Here is a 20072-nt window from a genome sequence, read left to right as displayed (position 1 = left end):
GTTACACCCTCTCGATTTCTTTTTTTCCAAACAAACCATATGGCTTGAACATAAGGATAAATACGAGAATGACAAAAGGCATAACCTCTTTCAGACCCCCGCCAACCAATGGATCCAGATATCCGCCGGTCAGGCTCTCAAGAATGCCGATGATCAGCCCGCCGATGATGGCACCGGGAATACTGTCGAGTCCTCCAAGAATGGCAACCGGAAGCACTTTTAAGCCGATCGCTGAAAGTGATGCATTCACGCCATTGATGTTTCCGAGAAGGATGCCTCCAACTGCAGAAACAATGGCAGCAATTGCCCAGGCCACTGCGAAAATCATTTTTACGCTGATGCCCATTGACATTGCAGCCTGCTGATCATCTGCGGTTGCTCTCATTGCAATCCCAAGCTTGGAATATTTGAAAAAGAGGGTGAAAATGACAAGCATCACCACAACGATTAATAATGACCATAAATAGACCGGCGCAATGACGATCTCACCAATATTAACTGGCTGTTCAGAGAAAATCTTAGGAAATACACGTGTTTCATGCCCCCAAATAATATGGACAATGCCGGCAAGAACACTCGATAATCCGATTGTCGCCATAATCATGGATATGACAGGCTCTCCAATAAACGGCCTCAGAACGACCCGTTCAATGACAAAGCCTAAAACAGCACTGAACATCAGTGCAATTAACAGGGCTGCAGCAAACGGAATGTTGTAGGCTGTAATAAGCGTTAAACAGACATACGTTCCAATTAAAAGGAACTCACCCTGTGCAAAGTTGATGGCGTCACTTGATTTATAGATAAGTACAAAGCCCAATGCTACAAGAGCATAAACGCTTCCTACCACAATGCCTGTTACGAGCATTTGCAAGAAAAATGTCATTAAGCTGCCCCCTCTCCTTCATCCATAAAAATTACCTGGAGCGTTGTTTGGATGGTTTGTTCCATGCCATCACGATACTTGATCGTGCCATTGACACGTATTTTTTTGTCCTCTGTATAAAGTCCATCGATTAAGGCCTGATACTTTTTAGCAACAAACTGTCTGCGGACTTTCTTTGTTCTTGTAAGCTCCTCGTCATCTGCATCCAGTTCTTTATAAAGAAGAACGAATTTTTTCACTCGTGCTTTTTCAGGCAGAGCCTGATTGATCTCCTGCACCTGTTTTTCGATCAGCTCCAGCACTTGAGGCTTGGAAGATAAATCGGTATAAGTGGTATAGCTGATTTGATTTTTCTCTGCCCAGCGTCCTACATTTTTCATATCGATATTGATCATGGCAACCACATAGGGGCGATCCTTCCCGATTGCTACCGCTTCCTGTATGAATGAACTGAATTTCAGCTTGTTTTCGATAAATTGCGGGGAGAACATTTCCCCCGTATCGAGGCGGATCACATCCTTAATCCGGTCAATGATATACAAATGACCTTCCTCATCCAGCCTCCCTGCATCGCCGGTATGCAGCCACCCATCCTGAATAGTTTCCGCTGTGCTTTTCTCATTTTTGTAATACCCTTTGCAGACACTTGAGCTTTTGATCAGAATTTCCCCTTCTTCAGAAATTTTCACTTCTGTACCCGGAATGGGAATTCCAACACTGTCAAGCTTTATATCGCCGTCCCTATGTACGATGGAAATTCCGGCTACCTCTGTCTGTCCGTAAATGCTTTTCACATTCACACCAATGCTATGGAAAAATTCAAATACATCAGGTCCTAAAGGGGCACCGCCTGTATAAGCTCGTTTGATCTTAAAGAGCCCAAAGTGATCGCGAATTGCACTGAACATCAGGTAATCGGCCATTTTATAAAGAATCTTTGTACCCGTGCTGACTGGTTTATTTTCAAAATGAGCTTTTGCAACCTTCTCGCCAATCGGCTTGCACCAGTTATAAATCTTTCTTTTCAGCCAGCCGCTGTCCTTAACTCTAACCTGAAAACGCGAAACCATATCTTCATAGATTCTTGGCGGCGAGAACATAACCTGTGGTCCTATTTCGCGCAGGTCTTCCAAAACGGTTGCCGGCTCTTCCGGAAAATTAATCGTCATCCCATTGTATAGCCCCATGGCAAGGGACATCATCTGTTCCCCAATCCAGGCAAGAGGAAGGAAGGAAACATATTCATCCTTATCTGTCAGCGGATCAATTTCTGAAAGATTCTTTGCCATATCGATCAGATTCCGGTAAGTAAGCATGGTGCCCTTTGGGTTGCCTGTCGTCCCTGAAGTATAGGATAAAATCGCCACGTCATCTTCGGACCCCTTATCAACTTCCTCTGAAAATAAGTCAGGCTGCCCTGATTGATAACTTCGTCCCATTTCCAGAACTTCGTTAAATTCCAGCAGAAAGTCCTCCCGGTACCCCCTCATGCCGCGTGAATCGTAATAAATAATCGTCCTCACTTTAGGAATGGAGTCTTTAATTTCCAGCAGTTTATCCACTTGTTCCTGGTCCTCCGCAACAATTATGGTTGCGTCGCAATTATCGATAATGTAACTTAGTTCAGCAGCTAGAGATTCCTGATAAATTCCTACTGAAATGCCGCCTAAGCTTTGCGCAGCAAGCTCACTGATTACCCATTCGGGCCTGTTATCGCCAATAATGGCAAGCTTATCTTCTCTTTGTAGACCCAACGATGCCAAACCCAGGCTGAAATTCTTTACTTTGTCCAAGAACGCTTCATACGTAATTTCATTCCAAATTCCAAATTCTTTTTCTCTTAAAGCAACTTGGGAACCATTTTTGTAAGCCCTTTCAACCAGCTGCTGCGGAAACGTCTTGCTCATAGAATCGCTCCCCCCCTCCTAATAATATTTAAACGGCATTCTCTTCTCCCAGGTAGGCTTCAATGACTTTAGGATTATTCTGAATCTCTTTAGGTGTCCCATAGCCAATTAGCTTCCCGAAATCAAGTACTGCAATGTGATCGGATAAGTCCATTACCACTCCCATATCGTGTTCAATTAATATAATGGTGGTATTCATTTCTTCGTGAATGTCGATAATGTATCTGGCCATGTCCTCTTTTTCTTCACTATTCATGCCTGCCATAGGCTCATCCAGAAGAAGAATCTCAGGTTCCATCGCCAGAGCCCTGCCGGTTTCGACCCTTTTCTGCAATCCATATGAAAGAGTCCCTACCGGTGTATTTCGGATATCCTCAATTTCAAGAAAATCGATTACCTGCTCAACTTTTTTCCTGTGTTCAATTTCCTCTTTCTGCGCCTTCCCCCAATACAGCCCTCCTGCAAGCAGACCGGTTGTCATTCTTACATGCCTGCCAAGCATCAGATTGTCCAAAACAGATAAATGCGGAAAAAGCTCGATATTCTGAAAGGCACGTGCAATGCCCATACTGGCTCTTTTGTGGGGTTTATACCGGGTAATATCTTCCCCCTTAAAAAAAATCTTTCCGGATGAAGGTTTGTACAGCCCGCTAATACAATTCAGCATACTTGTCTTACCTGCACCATTTGGGCCAATCAGTGAAAAAATCTCCCCCTCCTGCACTTCATATGAAACCTGGTCAAGAGCTGTTACGCCTCCAAACCGTAAAGTTGCATCCTTAATCTCCAAAATCCCCAATCCTCCGACCCCCTTCATTACATTTGTTTAAATATTATTTACAAAATTATGAATAGTTTAAATATTCTTTACACATCCAGTTTCTCCTTTTTATATTTAAAATATTTTTCTCTCCTGAGCTATTTTTCATTTTTATGTGAATGAAAATATTGATATGACATTTTCCTTATATGAAAGTTGTTTTCACTATGAATATGGTGGGATATGGGAGGCTGAATTTTTGCAGATTCGTAATTAAAATTTCCGATATTTTTTATTAAAGATATCTTTATTAGTCAAAAGGAACTAATATAAAAGCATTGAATGTTATGGAGGATTTAGAATGCTTGGGACTCAAAGTGATGACAGGAAACAGAAAACAGCCATTGTGATAGGAGGAAGTATTGCCGGGATGCTTGCGGCAAGAGGGCTTTCAGACTTCTTTGAAAGGGTCATGATCATCGAAACAGATGGAAAACAATCGAAAAGCAGTCTTCGAAAAGGGATACCGCAGGCCGCACAAGGACATGTTCTGCTGAAGAGCGGAGAGAGTATACTTGAGGACTTTTTCCCGGGCCTGAGAGCTGAAATGATAGAAGGAGGGTCGGTTCCAGCCAATTTTGCCAATGACATTGCCTGGAACCATCATGGGAGGTGGAAAATCAGATATAACTCAGGCTGTTCTATTATTCAGCAAAGCCGCCCCTTTCTTGAATATTATATTCGCAAAAGAATAGATCAGATTAAAAATATACATACTTTATATAATACAAAAGCTAAAGGTTTTATCTTAAACTCGTCCAGAATTACGGGTATTGAGACGGAAAATGCAGACGGTAACGCCATTCATTCTGCAGATTTAACTGTTGATGCATCTGGTGCCGCCAGCCTTGCATTTCAATTGCTCGGAAAACTTGGGGTCGGCCAGCCTAAGAAAACAGAGATATCAATAAATTTATTTTACGCCAGCCGTATTTATAAAAAAATTCCGGCAGATGCTGAATGGAAGAGTTTATTAATCTATCCGAATCCTCCGCATCAATCCTTTGGAGGAGCTATTTCACCAACCGAGAACAAAGAATGGTTGATTACCCTCTTTGGTTATGGTGACAATCATCCGCCAGCGGATAACCAGGAATTCCTTGAGTCAGCGAAAAACCTCGAAAATCCGCATATTTATGAGTGTATAAAAAATGGTGAGCCGGCTTCTGATTTAAAGGTATACCGCTTTCCCTCAATGAGGCGATATCATTTTGAAAAGATGAAGACATTTCCTAAAGGATTGCTTGTAATGGGTGATTCTTTTTGCAGAATAGATCCGGTATTTGCTCAGGGTATGAGCATTGCAGCTAAGGAAGCAAAGGCATTGCAGGAAGTCCTTTTAAGTGCAGGAGAAGCAGATGCAGATCCTTTTATTTTCCATAAAAAACTCAGCAAAATAGTGGATATTCCCTGGTTAATTGCTTCAACTGAGGATTTCAGGTTCTCGCACACGGCTGGATCTAAACCTTTGGGAGTGCCCCTTCTTCAGTGGTATGTCAAAAAAGTGGTCAATGCCTGCTCCTTTGATCCCTATTCATATGACCGCTTTATGAAAGTGCTCCATCTGCAGGCACATCCGGCAATATTGTTCACTCCAGGAGCAGTATGGAATATATTTCGAAGGCAAAAGAAATAAATATACCGATTTCTTTCTTTGAATGTGGATTACTTTGCTGGTATATGTTAATCTTTATTTTTAGAATAGGAAGTGATGATATTGATAAAAATTGAAATACCAGAGCCTAATCTCGTAATTACAAGAAGCAGACAAACAGGACAGGCAGGAGAAAGTGACCTTAGCAGTGTCTATGGTTTTACAGATTACCATAAGATACCAAGAGATAAGGGCGGCATGATTCTGTTTTTTGATGCAAAAGAAGATCTGCTTTTTGTAGGGAAGGCCCGAAAATTAAGACAGCGAGTTAAAAAGCATTTTGAAGACAATGTTTCTCCTATAAAAAATCATCGTGATGACGTCTATAAAATTGCGGTTATTTATGTGGAAGACAGCATGGAACGCGAAATTTATGAAACTTACATCATCAATGCCCTTCAGGCAAAATATAATATCGATAAAGTATTTTACAAATAAAAAAAGGCCATCCCGGCCTTTTTTTTATTTAGTCAATTTCTTTTTTATTTTTTCCTTTAATGAATCGGTATGTCAAATAAGCAATGTAAAGCGGTATCGCAATATAAATCAAATCGGGAAATGGGCCATAAGAGCCCTTGTAGATTACGTATAGGACACTTCCAAGAAATACAGTAACAATCGTTCCGTATTTCGGAAGGGGAACTTCTTTAAAGCTGGGTATCCTGATTCTGCTTACCATAAGAAAGCAGAGTGCAGTGAAAACGACTGTTGTAATAATATTGGGAATCCGATCCCCAAAAAGGGTCAGTATGGCCATGATCCCGCCTGCTGCTGTTATCGGAACTCCAATAAAATAGTTTAAAGAAGATTTTGGAGGGCTGATATTAAATCGGGCAAGGCGATATGCCCCAAATAAAGGAAAAAGACCTGAAACCGCTAATCCAAGAATACCAAATTGAAAAAAGTATGTATAAAACACCAAAAATGATGGTGCTACGCCAAAAGTAACAATATCTGCAAGAGAATCCAGTTCTTTTCCAAGTGTACTATCCGCCTTCAGCATTCTGGCAAGCCTGCCGTCCATGCTATCAAGCATCATGCCAATTAAGATTAATATGGCTGCATTTTTAAATTCTCCATTGGCAGCCATGCCGATTGAAAGAAAGCCGCAATATAAATTACCCAAAGTGACCATATTGGGGATTGTTTTAATAAAACGCACTAGTGACCATCACACTCCAAAATTGTAAAAAAGATTATTTTAATATATATTCCCTCTCATTATACCATTTAATCTCAGCTGGAACCCACCCTTACAAAAAATTCAAAGGCAAAAATCCATTGTGTTGGATACTTGTCCTATACCAATTTTGAAACTCTGTTAAATATAATAAGGAGGTGATTTGTTTATTATCTAATAAATCCCATGACCGCTCCTGCTCTGGTAAAGAGAGGTACTCAAGAAATACAGGCAAAATTTATGTCACCAATGATTTCATTCCCCAATTTTTTGACGAGAACACTTCCCTTCCTTCCACCGTTCGCCTAAACAGCGCTAAAGGAGATTCTAATTTTCACTTTGATGCAGTGAATAATACGATAACAGTTGAGGAAAGCGGCCTTTATTTTCTTCAGTTCAGCATACAAGTGTTTGCTGCTACTATAAATCAAAATAGTCTGCCGCTGAAATTTGAGCTGCAGCGTAATGGCGGAACTATCGTTAATTCTCAAACCTCCTTTAATAACAACAACTTTGACATTGATTATGCAACATCCACTTTAATGCTGGAGGAGCTGAAAAAAGGCGATAAGATCCGTCTTGTTTTATCCGGCCCTTCCCCTTTCCCTGCAGGAAGAGTGAACCGCCTGGATTTCGCCAGTGTCGCCATTTTTAGGGCATAACAAAAGAGTCCCTCATAATTGGGGACTCTCTTTATTTATCCGGTTAAACATTCATATTTTTCTTTGCGATGCTGCTTAATAATTCCTCATTATTCTCGCCTAAATCTGGAGGACATCCTATTGCTGAATCAAATCCGCCATGCATTTTTACCCAGGGGTATTTTCCGTTAGCATCTAAAACTCGGTTGAATAAGGGGAAGTCTGCCAATTCGCCTGACTCCAGTACCGGTGTCAGGCAGCAATCTGCTTTTTGGCCAAATTCAGTCCAGTCTTTTAATGTCCTGCTTTTAAAAAACTCGGTTATCTCCAAATAGACAGGATTATCACTGGTTGCACTTGAGAGGTGATATTCAATCCAATCCTCTCTCTCAGCATTTTCACAGAAATTAATCCAGAATTTCGGTTCCAGAGCCGCAAGTGCTGCAAACCGGGCATCCTTCGTTTCATAAATAGAATAGGCCACTACTTCCCCGTTTAATACAGAAAGTCCATTAGTATAGCCTGTTTTCTTCTCAATCAGCAAATGGTTCCCCATCGTGGAAGCCATCACTTCCGCAATTGAAATGCAGTGATAGCCTCCCTTGCCAAACATTTTACTGGAAAGAAGTGCTGCCAGTATCCTTTCACTTGCAGCCAACCCACCCATAAAATCTGCTATAGTATGGGTGGGATGAACAGGACGCCCGCTGCGGTCCTTCAGCTGGGCAAGGACACCGCTTACTGCCATATAATTTAAATCATGGCTTCCTAAATATTGATAGTCTTTATGCTCTCCGTAGCCTGTAAGAGAGCAATAAACTATATTTGGTTTGTGTTTTTTCACAGTTTCATAATCCAGGCCCAGCTTTTTCATGACGCCAGGCCGAAAACTTTCCAGCACCGCATCGCTTTCTGATATCAGCATAAGTGCTGCATTTTTCCCTTCTTCGCTCTTCAGGTCAAGGGTAATGCTTTTTTTGCCGCGGTTATTTGCGGCAAACACTGCGCCGGTACCCTCTATTTTGATATCCAGATGCCTTCCGGGATCACCGGATACTGGTTCCACTTTTATCACTTCTGCTCCAAGCTCTGCAATCCTCTGGGAAGCAAACGGCCCCGGGAGATAGTTGGAAAAATCAATAATTCTAATGCCTTTTAACATCGTGCAATCCCTTCTTCCGGCTACATTTTCCCTTCAGCAAAAAGATCCTCCAGCTGCTTGCGGAGCATGAACTTTTGAATTTTGCCGCTCGCATTTCTAGGCAATGCATCACAGAATACATATTTTCTCGGCCGCTTATAATTGGCAAGTTCATCACTATTCCTGCACAATTCATCGAGTTCTTCTTCAGTCAGTGCCGGATCTTTTTTGACAACAAATGCTGTTACGGTTTCACCCCAGCGGTCATCAGGCTGCCCGATTACTGCCACATCCAGGACACCGTTGTGCGTATATAAAAGATCCTCCACTTCACGCGGATAAATATTTTCACCGCCGCTAATAATCATATCGTCTACTCTGTCCTTGACGTACAAAAAGCCCTCTTCATCCAGATAGCCGATGTCACCTGAGTGGTACCATCCTCCATGCATGGCGTGTTCGGTTGCTTCTTCCCGATTAAAATATCCACTCATCATGCATGGTCCCTTTACAATGATTTCACCCGTTTCTCCTGAAGGCACCACATCATCAGGATTCGATGGACCATTCTCATGCGGTCTTACAATCCTGATCTCATGATTTAAGCAGGCCTGTCCTGCTGAGCCGGCTTTCCTGATTTGATCATCTTCCGATAAAAACGTAATCGCCGGACCCATCTCGGTCATTCCATATGCCTGAACGAGGGAGATGCCTAATTTTTCACGGCATGCCATAACCAGAGCAGGAGCCATTGGTGCTGCTCCATACAATCCCAGCTTAAGGCTCTTCAGGTTATAACGGCATAAGTTTTCCTGCAGCAGCATATTCCACATCGTAGGAGCTGCAAAAAACTTGGTGATTTTCTCTTCTGTGATTAACCGCAATACTTCCTTTGCATCAAAGTGGTGGAGGATGGTATTGGCAGCACCCACATGCACCCTCGGCAAGAAGGCACAATGAAGCTCTGCGCAATGGAACATAGGTGCAGTCACAAGTCCATTATCACTGCTTTCAAGCTTAGTCGCCCCTATAACAATCAGACTTTGTTCAGCCATATCCCTGTGTTTGTGGACTACACCCTTTGGCCTTCCAGTAGTGCCGCTTGTGTACATGATTGCGTACAAATCATTTTCATGTATCTCGATGTCTATTTCATCAAGTGATGCTTCATCCACCTTTTTCCTGTAGGATGAAGCGTATGGGGGCGGATTGTCATCAATGTACCAGAATTCTGTACGCGGAAAACGCTTAGCAATGGGGGTAATGCCGAATTCCAGCATTTGCTCAAATAACACTACTTTTGGCTCTGCATCCTGCAGAATATAAGCAATTTCTTCTGACATCAGCCTAAAGTTGATCGGATTAAAAACGGCACCGATTTTTGCACAGGCAAAAAACGCTGTTGCAAGTTCCTCGGTGTTAAAGAGGCAGGTTGAAACCCTGTCACCCTTCCTGACGCCTGCATTCAATAAGGCATTAGCCAATCTATTAATCTCAAAACTCCATTCCTTATAGGTAAAACGCAGATTTTTTCTGACATCATACAGAGCTTCTTTATCCGGAAACTTTCCGGCCGTAAGATCAAAAATTCTTCCTATAGTAGTTGTCATTTTCATTCCTCCCCATTTATTAATCTAATCGTTCAATAATAGTCGCATTTGCCATTCCAAGCCCCTCACACATGGTCTGCAGTCCATATCGCCCTCCTGTTCTTTCGAGTTCATGCATCATGGTGACCATCAGCCGGGCACCGCTTCCCCCCAATGGATGGCCAAGTGCAATGGCACCTCCATTTGGATTAAGCTTTGCCGGATCCGCTCCCGTTTCTTTCAGCCAGGCAAGCGGTACAGGAGCGAATGCTTCGTTCACTTCAAACACGTCAATATCCTCAAGAGCTAGTCCAGCTTTCTTTAACACGCTCTCTGTTGCAGGTATGGGTCCGGTCAGCATTAATGTTGGATCCGACCCCACTACAGTACGCGCCAGTATACTGAACCTCGGTTTCATTCCAAGCTCTTCTGCCTTTTCACGTGACATAATTAATAAGGCTGCTGCTCCATCACTGATTTGACTAGAATTGCCTGCATGAATCACTCCATCTTCTTTAAAAACTGTTTTTAAGCTTGCCAAAGCTTCCAGAGTGGTTTCCTTTCTCGGGCCAGAATCTTCGGTCACCTTCATTTGCTGCCCGTCCGGCATTGTCACATTCAATGGTGTGATCTCTTTCGCAAACCGGCCTTCAGTCTGGGCATTTAAAGCCTTCTGATGGCTCTCGAATGAATAGCGGTCTAGCTCCTCTCTTGTAAACCCATATTTTTCAGCAATGCGTTCAGCTGATAAGCCCTGGTGGATGATTTCATGTCTGTCTTTCAGTTTTTCACTGAATCCCGCTCCCTGATAACTGGATCCGATAGGAACACGTGACATGCTTTCGACCCCGCCAGCAATCACAATATCCATATCTCCCGCTAAAATCGCCTGTGCTGCAAAGTGGACAGCCTGCTGGCTGGATCCGCATTGGCGATCTATGGTTGTACCCGGCACTTCAATCGGGAACCCAGCAATCAACGCTGCAACTCTTGCAATATCGCCTGTTTGTTCACCGATTTGTGAGACACAGCCAAGAATGACATCATCAATTAATTCCGGATTCAGCCCTGCCCGTGTGACAAGGGACTTTAATGCTTCAGCGGCCAGATCGTCTGCCCTTATATCCTTTAATAAACCGTTTTTTCTTCCTACAGGTGTTCTGACTCCTTCGACAATGACAGCTTCGCGCATACATACTCCTCCCTATAGACCCATGTTTTTCGCAATAATCGTTTTCATGATTTCATTTGTGCCTGCATAGATGCTGGCGACTGGTATATCTCTGAACCTCCTTGCAATCTCGTATTCTTCCATATAGCCATAGCCCCCATGAAGCTGCATGCATTCAGCTGCAATCTTGCGGGCATTTTCTGTCAGCTTCCATTTCGCCATGGAAACCTTTGTAACTACATCTTTTCCTGTCATATGCTCTGTAATTAATTGATCCAGGAATGCCCTTCCCATCTCAATATCTGTTGCCATTTCGGCTATTTTAAATTGAGTGTTCTGGAACTTGCTGACCGGTTTTCCGAATGCCTCGCGATTTTTCACATAATCTATTGTTACTTTAAGCATTTCCTCTGCAGCCACTTGTGCAGCAATTGCCACGACAAGCCTTTCCTGCTGCAGCTTTTCCATTAAATATAGAAAACCTTTTCCTTCTTCTCCGATTAGGTTTTCTTTAGGAACCCTGCAATCTTCAAAAATTAATTCAGCCGTATCCTGGCAATGAAGACCGACCTTATCTAATTTCCTTCCTCTTGAAAACCCCTCTGTCCCCCTCTCGACTGCAAGCAGGCTTACCCCTTTATGCCGGGGAACTGCATGGGGATCTGTTTTACATGCTATGATGATTAAATCGGAATGAATTCCGTTCGTAATAAAGGTCTTTTCGCCATTCACTATGTAATGGTCCCCTTCAAGCCTCGCTGTCGTTCTAATGCCTGCTAAATCAGAGCCGGCGCCAGGTTCAGTCATTGCAATAGCTGTAATAATTTCACCCGATGCACACTTTGGCAGCCACCTTTCTTTTTGCTCATCTGTGCCATAAGCAGTTATATATGGAATGACGATATCATTGTGGAGTCCGATTCCCACCATTCCTGAGCCAACCCGTTCAAGCTCTTCATTAATAATTACTGAGAAGCCCCAATCAACATTGCTTCCGCCATACTTTTCATCAATATCAGGGCACAAAAAACCCTGCTCCCCCATCTTACTCCAAAAATCACGTGGAATGATTCTGTCCTCTTCCCATTTAGCATAGTTCGGATAGGCTTCTTTCTCTAAAAACTTACGCAGAGATTCCCGAAAAATTTCATGCTCTTCCTGCAGATATGACGCTGCCATATTATGAACCTCCGAAACTAAAATTTTTTTGGCATAACACAAAGTGATAACTACCCTATTTGTAAAGGCTTACAATTATATTGTACAATAATTATCTATATTTTTAGAACATTTAAAATTCATTTTTAACCTATTTAGAAGAATTGTTTTTTCGTAATCAAGGTTGATTTCCGTTCCAAACTCCCCTCTTTGCAAACAAATGAGTAAAAAAAAAGCAACAAACCTTGCGAAAACAGCTTTGTAAAAGAACTTCTTATTTACTTTGGCTGCATGCGGATGCCTCCATCCAGCCGGATTGTTTCTCCATTCAGCATCGGATTCACTAGTATACTTTCAGCAAGCCTGGCATATTCCTCCGGAAATCCCAGCCTTGAAGGGAAAGGCACCATTTTCCCCAAAGAATCCCTTGCCTCCTCAGGCAGCGATTCAAACATTGGTGTATTAAACAGTCCAGGGGCAATTGTCATCACACGAATCCCATAAGCCGCAAGCTCCCTGGCGATCGGCAGTGTCATGCCAACCACTCCTCCTTTGGATGCACTATAAGCCGCCTGGCCAATTTGCCCTTCAAAGGCAGCGACTGAAGCCGTATTAATAATCACTCCTCTTTCTCCTTGATCATTTGGGTCATTTTTTGCTATTTGTTCTGCCGCCAGACGAATGACATTAAAAGTCCCAATCAGATTAATCGAAATGACCCTTTGAAACATGTCCAGTGAGTGGACTCCTTTTCGTCCCAGCAGTTTTGAGGCAATCCCGATGCCTGCGCAGTTAACTGCAGTATTAATGCTGTCAAATTGTTTAGAAGCGAAGGCCACCGCCATTTGCACGTCTTCTTCTTTTGTTACATCCGTTTTCAGAAAAAGAACATTATCCCCCAGTTCCCTTAACAGATGAACTGCCCGATCTTCCGCTAAATCCGCAATAAGCACCTTTCCTCCGCTACCGGCTATTTTTCTCACTGTCGCCTCTCCAAGCCCAGAGGCACCGCCCGTAATTATGGCTTTACATTCTCTCAGTTCCATAGTGAACCTCCTTTTATAAATCAGGTTTTCTATGATGTCATTTCCATTTGTAAAGAGGTTTTTCCTGCTGACCGGCTGAATATTTATGAATACCTGGTAATAACAAAAAAACAGCTCCTTTTCAGAAGCTGTTTGTTTATGCCAAATTCCGGCCGGCAAGTATTTCTCTAAGATGCTGTCTGACCCGATATAATTTTGTTTTAACAGTATTCGGGTTGAGATGTAGAATGTCCGCTATTTCTCTTTCTTTCAGCCCATGCTTTGTTTTCAGCTGAAAAACCCTTTTCTGTTCATAGGAGAGGGAATCAACATAAGCGTTTATCTGCTCCTGGAGCATATTGACCTCAGCTTCCTGCCCTGGATCGCTGTATCTGCTTTCCATGCAGTTTTCGAAATCAACGGCATCCTGTATCCTCTCATTCGTCCTTCTTTCTTTACGCACAAAATCAATTGCAGTTCTGGTCGCAATAGATGATAACCATGCTCCCAGCTTATCTTGATCTTCTATACTGTCCATTTTTTTATATGCCTTGATCAAGGTTTCCTGTACAACATCCTGTGCAAGATAATGATCCCGGGTAATGCTATAAGCAATATGATAAAGCCGCTTATTATAGAGCCTGCAGATTTCTCTCATATCCATTGAAGGTTTTATCACTGGAATCCCCCCTCCCGTAAATTTCTCCCGAATTATTGAAGCCGTTTTTTTATAAAGTTCGGCACAGTTTTTTCAGTGAACCATTTAATATCAATTGACCTTTGTTCATCAAAATAGAATGCAATTATAAAGTCTCCTTCATAGGATCCATTTGAATTCCTCAAAATGCTTTCTATTTTTTCTTTATCTGTTATCTTGATTGAAGATCTGCTGTCAGTCATTTCTTCAAAAATTTCCTCATAAGAGTACCCTGCTGCAAAGTTAATTTCGATATCCTCCACTTTAGCAGCCAGTGCAAAAGAAATATCATTACTATTAACTTTTGCATCCTTCAGCAATGACTTTGTTTCCAGCCATTCTTCAAATCTTTTGTACGCTGGATTCCAGGTCATATATGCTTTTTTGCTGTCTTTATGATAAATCTCAATATCTGCATATGGCTCATAGTCACCTTGCAGCTCCTCATAGGAAGCAGTCTCCACTTCCTCAGTCAATATCTCAACAGCTTCCATTAGTTCTTGTTTGTCTGTAATAACCACACGCTTTGTAACTGGCCCGGTTGGAGTAATCGTGATTTTCGCAGTTTCATCTGATGAGACCTGAAAGATTTCATTCGTTGCCATTTTATATTCCTTCGATTCATAAATCAGCTTGAGAAATGGCTTATATTCTCTTTTATTAATGCTATACGAGCGTACCAGCTTTTCGCCATTCTTCAATTCATACACAATAAAGACAGAATCACGTCCTGAAACATGCTCATGCCTGTGTTCATCCTCTACAAGCTTCTCATGAAACCTTCTGACCAAATCAATATTTTCGTATTCTTTTAAATATAACGGTTCTTCATGATCTGCATCACTATAAAGGTAAAAATTATCGCTGAAATAGACACGCTCAATTTCATTGCTCCGCGGTATGCTTTTTTCATATTGAGTCAAATCAAATTGGAATAAGACGAATAAAGCCGCCATTACGGCTGTGTAAATCATCAATCCTTTTACATGAATAGTCACTCGCCATGATTTCTGGAGAACCATCTCGGCCGCAGCATAACCGATCAATGCTCCAAACACATATCCCGATATAATCCAGGCTATGCCGTCCTGCATCTCACCAAAATAACCGCCCCCAAGAAGCATGGAACAGAACGTTACTCCATATTTAAAAATGGGTTTTGTGATCGGAAAAACAAGCGAGTGGGAGACAGCCTCCATTCTTCTCCTTTTATAGATCTGCAAACCAACAAAATACAGACACACAATAAGCAAGAGATATATGACTGCTTCCACACTAGATGGTGTACGCTCATTCATCTGAGTAATTGTAATTAAAGGAGAGAACTTTTCGAATTTGCTTGTCATATAATATTGGTCTGGAAAGCCGAATAAATAGTAAGGCAAATTAATGGATACCAAAATGATCAGACCTACAGGAAGCAAGAGAAAAATATAGGTTAAGACACCCTGGACCGCAGATAAACCGGTCAGCATTCCCACAGAAACCCCTGTCATGTAAAGAACCATATTAAATAATAGTGTGATGCCCACCCATTTGATGATCTCTCCGACTGAATAAAAATCCTGCAGATTCAAGGGCTGGTAAAGGAACAGAACAATCAGGGCAATGAGTAAAACCGGCAAAATTAACAGCATAATTCCTGTTAACGCATATTGATGGAAAATGGATTCCCTCTTAACAGGAAGGCTGTGCAATAAATCGCTATATTGTTTTACCTGTGTATACCTGAATAAGAACACAGACAAGATCACCGGTACTGAAATACTAAGGATAAATTGGAGCTGGAAGTTGTATTGATACAGATTTTCAATGTCCAGGAATTTCCGCTGTTCCTCTGAAGAATTCATTATGATATCAAGTGGAATGGCAAAGAATAGTCCAAGAAAATACACAATAGAAACCCAGCCGACACTTCTGAAGATCGTTTTTAAAATTTCTCTTTTAATCAAGGATGTTTTGGACTGCATATCCAATGTCCCCCATTTCATAAATGAAAATCTCCTCTAATGTCAAGGAAAGCATATCGAAAATCACTGGCTTAAATTGTTCTACGTATGATGATATTTCCTTTGCATCTCCCTTTACAATGCAGATCATAATGCTCCCTCTTTTTTCTTTATGAAGGATTTTCAGCGAATCGAAAATGGCCGGTACAGATCCTTTAAAGGCCACTTGGATTTTATGTGTATCTGTTTTGAGGTCATCAAGATCTTTCTCCAGAATCATACGCCCATTATGCATAATGCCTATAAAATCACATAAATCTTCAACTTCACGCAGATTATGCGAGGAAATAAGAATCGTCATTTCTCTTTCAGCAACCTCATCGATCAGCAGACTTTTCACTTTCTTCCTAATGACAGGGTCAAGCCCGTCCATAGGCTCATCCAAAATTAACACTTCGGGCCTTGCAGACAAAGCAAGAATAAAAGCAGCCTGCCTCTGAATGCCTTTTGAAAATCTATGAATCTTCTTATTCGTATCCATTTCAAAAATAGCTGCCAGTTCCTCAAAACGCTCTTCATCCCACCCGCTGTATATGTTTTTATAAAACAGCGCCATTTGCTTAACAGTATATTGAGGCAGAAAATAGGGATGATCCTGAATAAAAAAGATCTTATCTTTCATTTGCGGATTTTCGAACACCGGCTGGCCGTCAATGGCAATGGATCCTTCATCCTCTGCATAGATGCCTGCCAAAAGCTTTAAAAGTGTTGTTTTTCCGGCTCCATTGGAACCAAGTAAGCCGTAGATGGATCCTCTATTCACTTGAATACTGACATTTTCAACAGCATCCATCTCTTCGTAAGATTTGCGCACATTACGGATTTTGATCATCCTCTATCCCTCCCCCTATAGCTGTTTCAATTTCCTGGATGAGCTTAAATAATTCATTCTTTGTGATACCAAGGTACATAGCTTCTGATAAAAGCTTCGAAAGTTCATTTTTCACTTTTTCTATTTTTTCGCTATTTAGATTAGGAGTCGATGCACTGACAAAACTGCCCTTCCCTTTTATGGAATAAATATAGCCCTGGGATTCAAGCTCCCTATATGCCTTCTGAATGGTATTAGGATTGATCGTCAGCTGATGGGCCAGCATTCGAACGGAAGGCAGCTGTTCATCTGCTGTTAATACCTCTGTGATGATCAGCTCTTTAAGCCGCTCAACCAGCTGTTCATATATGGGTTTTCGGCTCCTTACGTCCAGTTCAAACATGCTTGCCCTCCCATCTGTATGTAGTGTACTATGATTCATAGTACAGTTAGTACAGTTAGATTATATTATATGTATTTGGAAAAGAGAAGAGGGAATTTTATTTTTTTACTCAAAGAAAAAACTGGCCAGCCGAAGGGCTAAGCCAGTTGTTCTTGATTATTTAGCCGATTTCATATTCACAGGAGGCTGTGGCATGATCATGTTGGAACGCCTGTTATTTGTGGCAATTATATAGACAGCTGCGACTGCGATGGCAACTGCTATGAAGGAACCGATATTGAAAATCCCTTTTTGCGAATACCAGACAATCGAGTATCCTACAGATCCTGCCAGCAGCGCATAGTAGAAGAATGGGAATAAAGTTTTCCGAATGACAGCGCCTTCTTTTCCGGCAAGCCCAACTACAGCTGATGCAGCAACGACGTTATGAACACAAATCATGTTTCCAGCAGCACCGCCGACTGCCTGGAGGGCTACAATCCAGGTTGCATCCACCCCGATTTGTGAGCCGACATCATACTGGAATAACGCAAACATCATATTACTTACTGTGTTACTTCCTGCAATGAAGGCTCCAAGTCCCCCGATAAAGGTGGCAAAGAACGGCCAGAATTCTCCCGCAAGAGCTGCAGCACCGTTTGCTAGCTCGATCGGCATCTGATTATAGCCTGCCTCTCCTCCGCCGGTGTTGATGAAAACCTGTACCATCGGAACAGTGAAAATTAATGCTGTTGAAGCAGCTATGGTTGTTTTTCCCGAATCCGCCCAGGCTTTTTTGTAGGAACTGGAATTCATTCCATGGATAAAGTAAGTGATAACAGAAACCAGTATAAAAATCGTACCCGGCAGATACAGCGGCTGGAAGCTTGAAGTGATGCCAGAATCAAAAATATTTTCAAATTTGACCGTCCATGCCTGGAGCCACTCTAAAAATGGAAGCGATTTCAGTCTGGACAATACTAAAAACAAGCCGACTAAAACATAAGGAGTCCATGCACGCATCATGCTCATGCTACCGCTCTTGTGAGCAACAGCTTTGATTTCCAGCCTTCCAGTCCATTCAGGATCCCACTTGGATTTCTCTTCAAAATCCCAAACCTGATCCTTAGGTGGCATAAGAAAGCCTTTTTTAGCAGCAAACACAACTATGGCTAAACCAACTAATCCCCCGATCATGGATGGGAATTCAGGTCCAAGGACATTTGCTACAATTACATAAGGAATCGTCATGGCAAAAGCAGCAAAAAGTGCGAACTTCCAGATCTTTATCCCTTCAGTAAATGATTTATTTTTGCCGAAAAATCTTGTCATTAAAGCTACTACAAATAAAGGAATCAATGTGCCCGAAATCATGTGGAGGATAGCTACCTGTCCTGCGATTTGAGTTACTAATCCAAGCAGATTATCTGTTAGGCTGGCATTGCCCGATAAACCGGTCTGAACGCCCACAAGCATCGGCGTGCCTACAGCACCGAATGACACCGGTGTACTTTGAATGACCATACCGGCAATAACTGCGGCCATTGCAGGGAAGCCTAGGCCGACTAACAGCGGAACTGCTACAGCGGCAGGAGTACCAAACCCGGATGCACCTTCAATGAAAGAACCAAAAAGCCAGGCTATGATAATTACTTGTATTCGGCGGTCAGGCGATATATCTGTAAAGCCCTGACGGATGGTCATTAAGCCCCCGCTTTCTTGCAGAGTATTTAGAAGCAGAATAGCGCCGAAAATAATATAAAGAAGTGTTCCGGCGACAACCAGGCCATTGATGGATGCAGCGGCAACTGTAGCTCCTGAAACTTTCCATACAAATAGAGCAAGGACCACTGCTACAAGGTATGAGATTGGCATTGCCTTACTTGCCGGCCATCTCATACCGACAAGAAATACTGCTACTGCAATAATTGGCAATAAAGATAGTAAAGCTAACATTCCAGTACTCATAAATTACATTTCCCCCTTTGTTTTGTAATAGCGAACAATGATTGCATTTTGTTGCGGACAGCGCAACATGTTATATAACTATAATGGTTTTGTTATACAACATGGTATTAGGCTTATTTACATTATACAAACATTTTTCGTAATTTCAATAATATTTGGAAAATTTAATCTATATATTTATACAAAAGAATTTATATGTATATACAAAAAAATTAGCTCAATATATCTTTTTATCAAGATATATTGAGCTAATGACTAATTAATTCTGCTTAAATGTCCAAGGCGTGCGGAAATATTTTGCCCTGTCTTTACCATTATGGATTTTAATGCATCAAGCCGTTCATCTGTCATCCTCATTGTAGGTCCTGATATACTAACTGCTGCAATAACCTTGCCAAGGTGGTCAAAAATAGGAGCTGCGACACAAGTAATTCCGTATTCATTTTCTTCCAGATCCAGAGCATATCCTTTTTGCCTTACCTGACCCAATTCTTTCATGAATTCATCTTTATCAGTTATGGTTTTATCTGTATGGACCGGCATCCCTTTTCTTTCTAGAATATCAGACACGATGCTTGAAGGCAGATGTGCCAAAATGGCCTTACCGACAGATGTACAATGCATGGGTGCGCGTTTCCCGACTTTCGAATGCATTCTTAATGTCTCATTGCCTTCAAGCTTCTCGATGTACACAACCTCTCCCTGATCATAAACGACTAGATGAATAACTTCATTTGTTTCATTTTCAAGCTCCTGCAGAAATGGCCTTGCTTCTGCACGCAAATCGATTGATTCGAGCAGCTTTGAACTGATCTCGAGGAACTTATACCCTAATTTGTACTTGCCGGTTTCGCTGTCCTGCTCTATATATCCGTATTGAACAAGGGTAGATAAAATACGATATACTGAGCTTTTATTAATGTCTATCTGATTGGCAATTTCCGTAACGCCAAGGCCGTTTTTTTTCAGGCTGATCAATGTAATAATATCCAATGCCCTGCTGACGGACTTGACCATATTTTCTCTTTCCACC

Annotated in this window: 18 protein-coding genes; 3 read left to right on the top strand and 15 right to left on the bottom strand. The window is 41.9% G+C overall.

What is annotated here, in order from left to right:
* Position 1 precedes the first annotated feature (1 nt).
* The 3 genes from NSQ49_RS21715 to NSQ49_RS21705 are packed head-to-tail and all read right to left on the bottom strand — an operon-like array spanning position 2 to position 3610.
* On the bottom strand, positions 2–886 hold the full coding sequence (locus NSQ49_RS21715) for a branched-chain amino acid ABC transporter permease (protein WP_159862850.1): 885 nt from the start codon (positions 884–886) through the stop codon (positions 2–4).
* A complete protein-coding gene (locus NSQ49_RS21710) occupies positions 886–2793 on the bottom strand; it encodes an AMP-binding protein (protein ID WP_251283984.1) in 1908 nt (635 codons plus the stop codon). Before NSQ49_RS21710 ends, NSQ49_RS21715 begins: the two co-directional genes overlap by 1 nt.
* 28 nt (positions 2794–2821) lie before the next feature.
* A complete protein-coding gene (locus tag NSQ49_RS21705; RefSeq protein WP_396398897.1) occupies positions 2822–3610 on the bottom strand; it encodes an ABC transporter ATP-binding protein in 789 nt (262 codons plus the stop codon).
* A gap of 304 nt (positions 3611–3914) precedes the next feature.
* Here NSQ49_RS21705 and NSQ49_RS21700 point away from each other — a divergent pair, with 304 nt between their 5' ends.
* A complete protein-coding gene (locus NSQ49_RS21700) occupies positions 3915–5249 on the top strand; it encodes an FAD-dependent oxidoreductase (protein WP_251283986.1) in 1335 nt (444 codons plus the stop codon).
* An 81-nt stretch (positions 5250–5330) separates the two neighbouring features.
* Positions 5331–5705, top strand: coding sequence for a nucleotide excision repair endonuclease (locus NSQ49_RS21695; protein WP_061792220.1), 375 nt, complete (start codon positions 5331–5333; stop codon positions 5703–5705).
* A 28-nt stretch (positions 5706–5733) separates the two neighbouring features.
* Here NSQ49_RS21695 and pssA read toward each other — a convergent pair whose 3' ends face one another.
* A complete protein-coding gene (gene pssA / locus NSQ49_RS21690; RefSeq protein ID WP_095245375.1) occupies positions 5734–6429 on the bottom strand; it encodes a CDP-diacylglycerol--serine O-phosphatidyltransferase in 696 nt (231 codons plus the stop codon).
* A gap of 176 nt (positions 6430–6605) precedes the next feature.
* Here pssA and NSQ49_RS21685 point away from each other — a divergent pair, with 176 nt between their 5' ends.
* Positions 6606–7109: a hypothetical protein gene (locus NSQ49_RS21685; RefSeq protein ID WP_159862845.1), complete on the top strand. Its 504-nt coding sequence runs from the start codon at positions 6606–6608 to the stop codon at positions 7107–7109.
* A 43-nt stretch (positions 7110–7152) separates the two neighbouring features.
* Here the strand turns inward: NSQ49_RS21685 and NSQ49_RS21680 are convergent, their stop codons facing one another.
* The 11 genes from NSQ49_RS21680 to NSQ49_RS21630 form a co-directional block, all read right to left on the bottom strand.
* On the bottom strand, positions 7153–8250 hold the full coding sequence (locus NSQ49_RS21680; protein ID WP_251283988.1) for a CaiB/BaiF CoA transferase family protein: 1098 nt from the start codon (positions 8248–8250) through the stop codon (positions 7153–7155).
* A 20-nt stretch (positions 8251–8270) separates the two neighbouring features.
* Positions 8271–9839, bottom strand: coding sequence for a fatty acid--CoA ligase (locus NSQ49_RS21675; protein WP_251283989.1), 1569 nt, complete (start codon positions 9837–9839; stop codon positions 8271–8273).
* Between the two features lie 19 nt (positions 9840–9858).
* Positions 9859–11010 (bottom strand): thiolase family protein, encoded by a 1152-nt coding sequence (locus tag NSQ49_RS21670; RefSeq protein ID WP_251283990.1) that lies wholly within the window; start codon positions 11008–11010, stop codon positions 9859–9861.
* A 12-nt stretch (positions 11011–11022) separates the two neighbouring features.
* Positions 11023–12168: an acyl-CoA dehydrogenase family protein gene (locus tag NSQ49_RS21665; protein WP_251283991.1), complete on the bottom strand. Its 1146-nt coding sequence runs from the start codon at positions 12166–12168 to the stop codon at positions 11023–11025.
* Positions 12169–12425: 257 nt separating this feature from the next.
* Positions 12426–13193 carry a 3-hydroxyacyl-CoA dehydrogenase gene (locus NSQ49_RS21660; RefSeq protein ID WP_159862840.1) on the bottom strand — a complete coding sequence of 256 codons (768 nt, stop codon included), beginning with the start codon at positions 13191–13193 and terminating at the stop codon, positions 12426–12428.
* Positions 13194–13329: 136 nt separating this feature from the next.
* On the bottom strand, positions 13330–13851 hold the full coding sequence (locus NSQ49_RS21655; protein WP_236566141.1) for an RNA polymerase sigma factor: 522 nt from the start codon (positions 13849–13851) through the stop codon (positions 13330–13332).
* Positions 13852–13883: 32 nt separating this feature from the next.
* A complete protein-coding gene (locus tag NSQ49_RS21650; protein ID WP_159862839.1) occupies positions 13884–15860 on the bottom strand; it encodes a DUF6449 domain-containing protein in 1977 nt (658 codons plus the stop codon).
* Positions 15814–16710, bottom strand: coding sequence for an ABC transporter ATP-binding protein (locus tag NSQ49_RS21645; protein ID WP_159862838.1), 897 nt, complete (start codon positions 16708–16710; stop codon positions 15814–15816). Before NSQ49_RS21645 ends, NSQ49_RS21650 begins: the two co-directional genes overlap by 47 nt.
* Positions 16694–17092, bottom strand: coding sequence for a GntR family transcriptional regulator (locus NSQ49_RS21640; RefSeq protein WP_159862837.1), 399 nt, complete (start codon positions 17090–17092; stop codon positions 16694–16696). The genes NSQ49_RS21645 and NSQ49_RS21640 overlap by 17 nt, the downstream gene beginning before the upstream one ends.
* Before the next feature lie 156 nt (positions 17093–17248).
* A complete protein-coding gene (locus NSQ49_RS21635; protein WP_251283992.1) occupies positions 17249–19039 on the bottom strand; it encodes an L-lactate permease in 1791 nt (596 codons plus the stop codon).
* Between the two features lie 255 nt (positions 19040–19294).
* Entirely contained in the window at positions 19295–20071 is a 777-nt protein-coding gene (locus NSQ49_RS21630; protein WP_159863029.1) for an IclR family transcriptional regulator domain-containing protein, read from the bottom strand.
* Between the last annotated feature and the right edge of the window lies 1 nt (position 20072).

This window comes from Cytobacillus sp. FSL R5-0377, assembly GCF_038004385.1.
Classification (GTDB): Bacteria; Bacillota; Bacilli; order Bacillales; family Cytobacillaceae; genus Cytobacillus.
Note: the sequence above shows the minus strand (reverse complement) of the source record. Positions and strands in the feature narration are given on the sequence as shown.

Excerpts from the sequence above, each read along its gene's own strand:
- NSQ49_RS21650 (WP_159862839.1), bottom strand. The coding sequence starts at position 15,860 with ATGAAATGGGGGACATTGGATATGCAGTCCAAAACATCCTTGATTAAA.
- NSQ49_RS21670 (WP_251283990.1), bottom strand. The coding sequence starts at position 11,010 with ATGCGCGAAGCTGTCATTGTCGAAGGAGTCAGAACACCTGTAGGAAGA.
- NSQ49_RS21635 (WP_251283992.1), bottom strand. The coding sequence starts at position 19,039 with ATGAGTACTGGAATGTTAGCTTTACTATCTTTATTGCCAATTATTGCA.
- NSQ49_RS21700 (WP_251283986.1), top strand. The coding sequence starts at position 3,915 with ATGCTTGGGACTCAAAGTGATGACAGGAAACAGAAAACAGCCATTGTG.
- NSQ49_RS21640 (WP_159862837.1), bottom strand. The coding sequence starts at position 17,092 with ATGTTTGAACTGGACGTAAGGAGCCGAAAACCCATATATGAACAGCTG.
- NSQ49_RS21715 (WP_159862850.1), bottom strand. The coding sequence starts at position 886 with ATGACATTTTTCTTGCAAATGCTCGTAACAGGCATTGTGGTAGGAAGC.
- NSQ49_RS21705 (WP_396398897.1), bottom strand. The coding sequence starts at position 3,610 with ATGAAGGGGGTCGGAGGATTGGGGATTTTGGAGATTAAGGATGCAACT.
- NSQ49_RS21645 (WP_159862838.1), bottom strand. The coding sequence starts at position 16,710 with ATGATCAAAATCCGTAATGTGCGCAAATCTTACGAAGAGATGGATGCT.
- NSQ49_RS21710 (WP_251283984.1), bottom strand. The coding sequence starts at position 2,793 with ATGAGCAAGACGTTTCCGCAGCAGCTGGTTGAAAGGGCTTACAAAAAT.
- NSQ49_RS21680 (WP_251283988.1), bottom strand. The coding sequence starts at position 8,250 with ATGTTAAAAGGCATTAGAATTATTGATTTTTCCAACTATCTCCCGGGG.
- NSQ49_RS21675 (WP_251283989.1), bottom strand. The coding sequence starts at position 9,839 with ATGACAACTACTATAGGAAGAATTTTTGATCTTACGGCCGGAAAGTTT.
- NSQ49_RS21665 (WP_251283991.1), bottom strand. The coding sequence starts at position 12,168 with ATGGCAGCGTCATATCTGCAGGAAGAGCATGAAATTTTTCGGGAATCT.
- NSQ49_RS21660 (WP_159862840.1), bottom strand. The coding sequence starts at position 13,193 with ATGGAACTGAGAGAATGTAAAGCCATAATTACGGGCGGTGCCTCTGGG.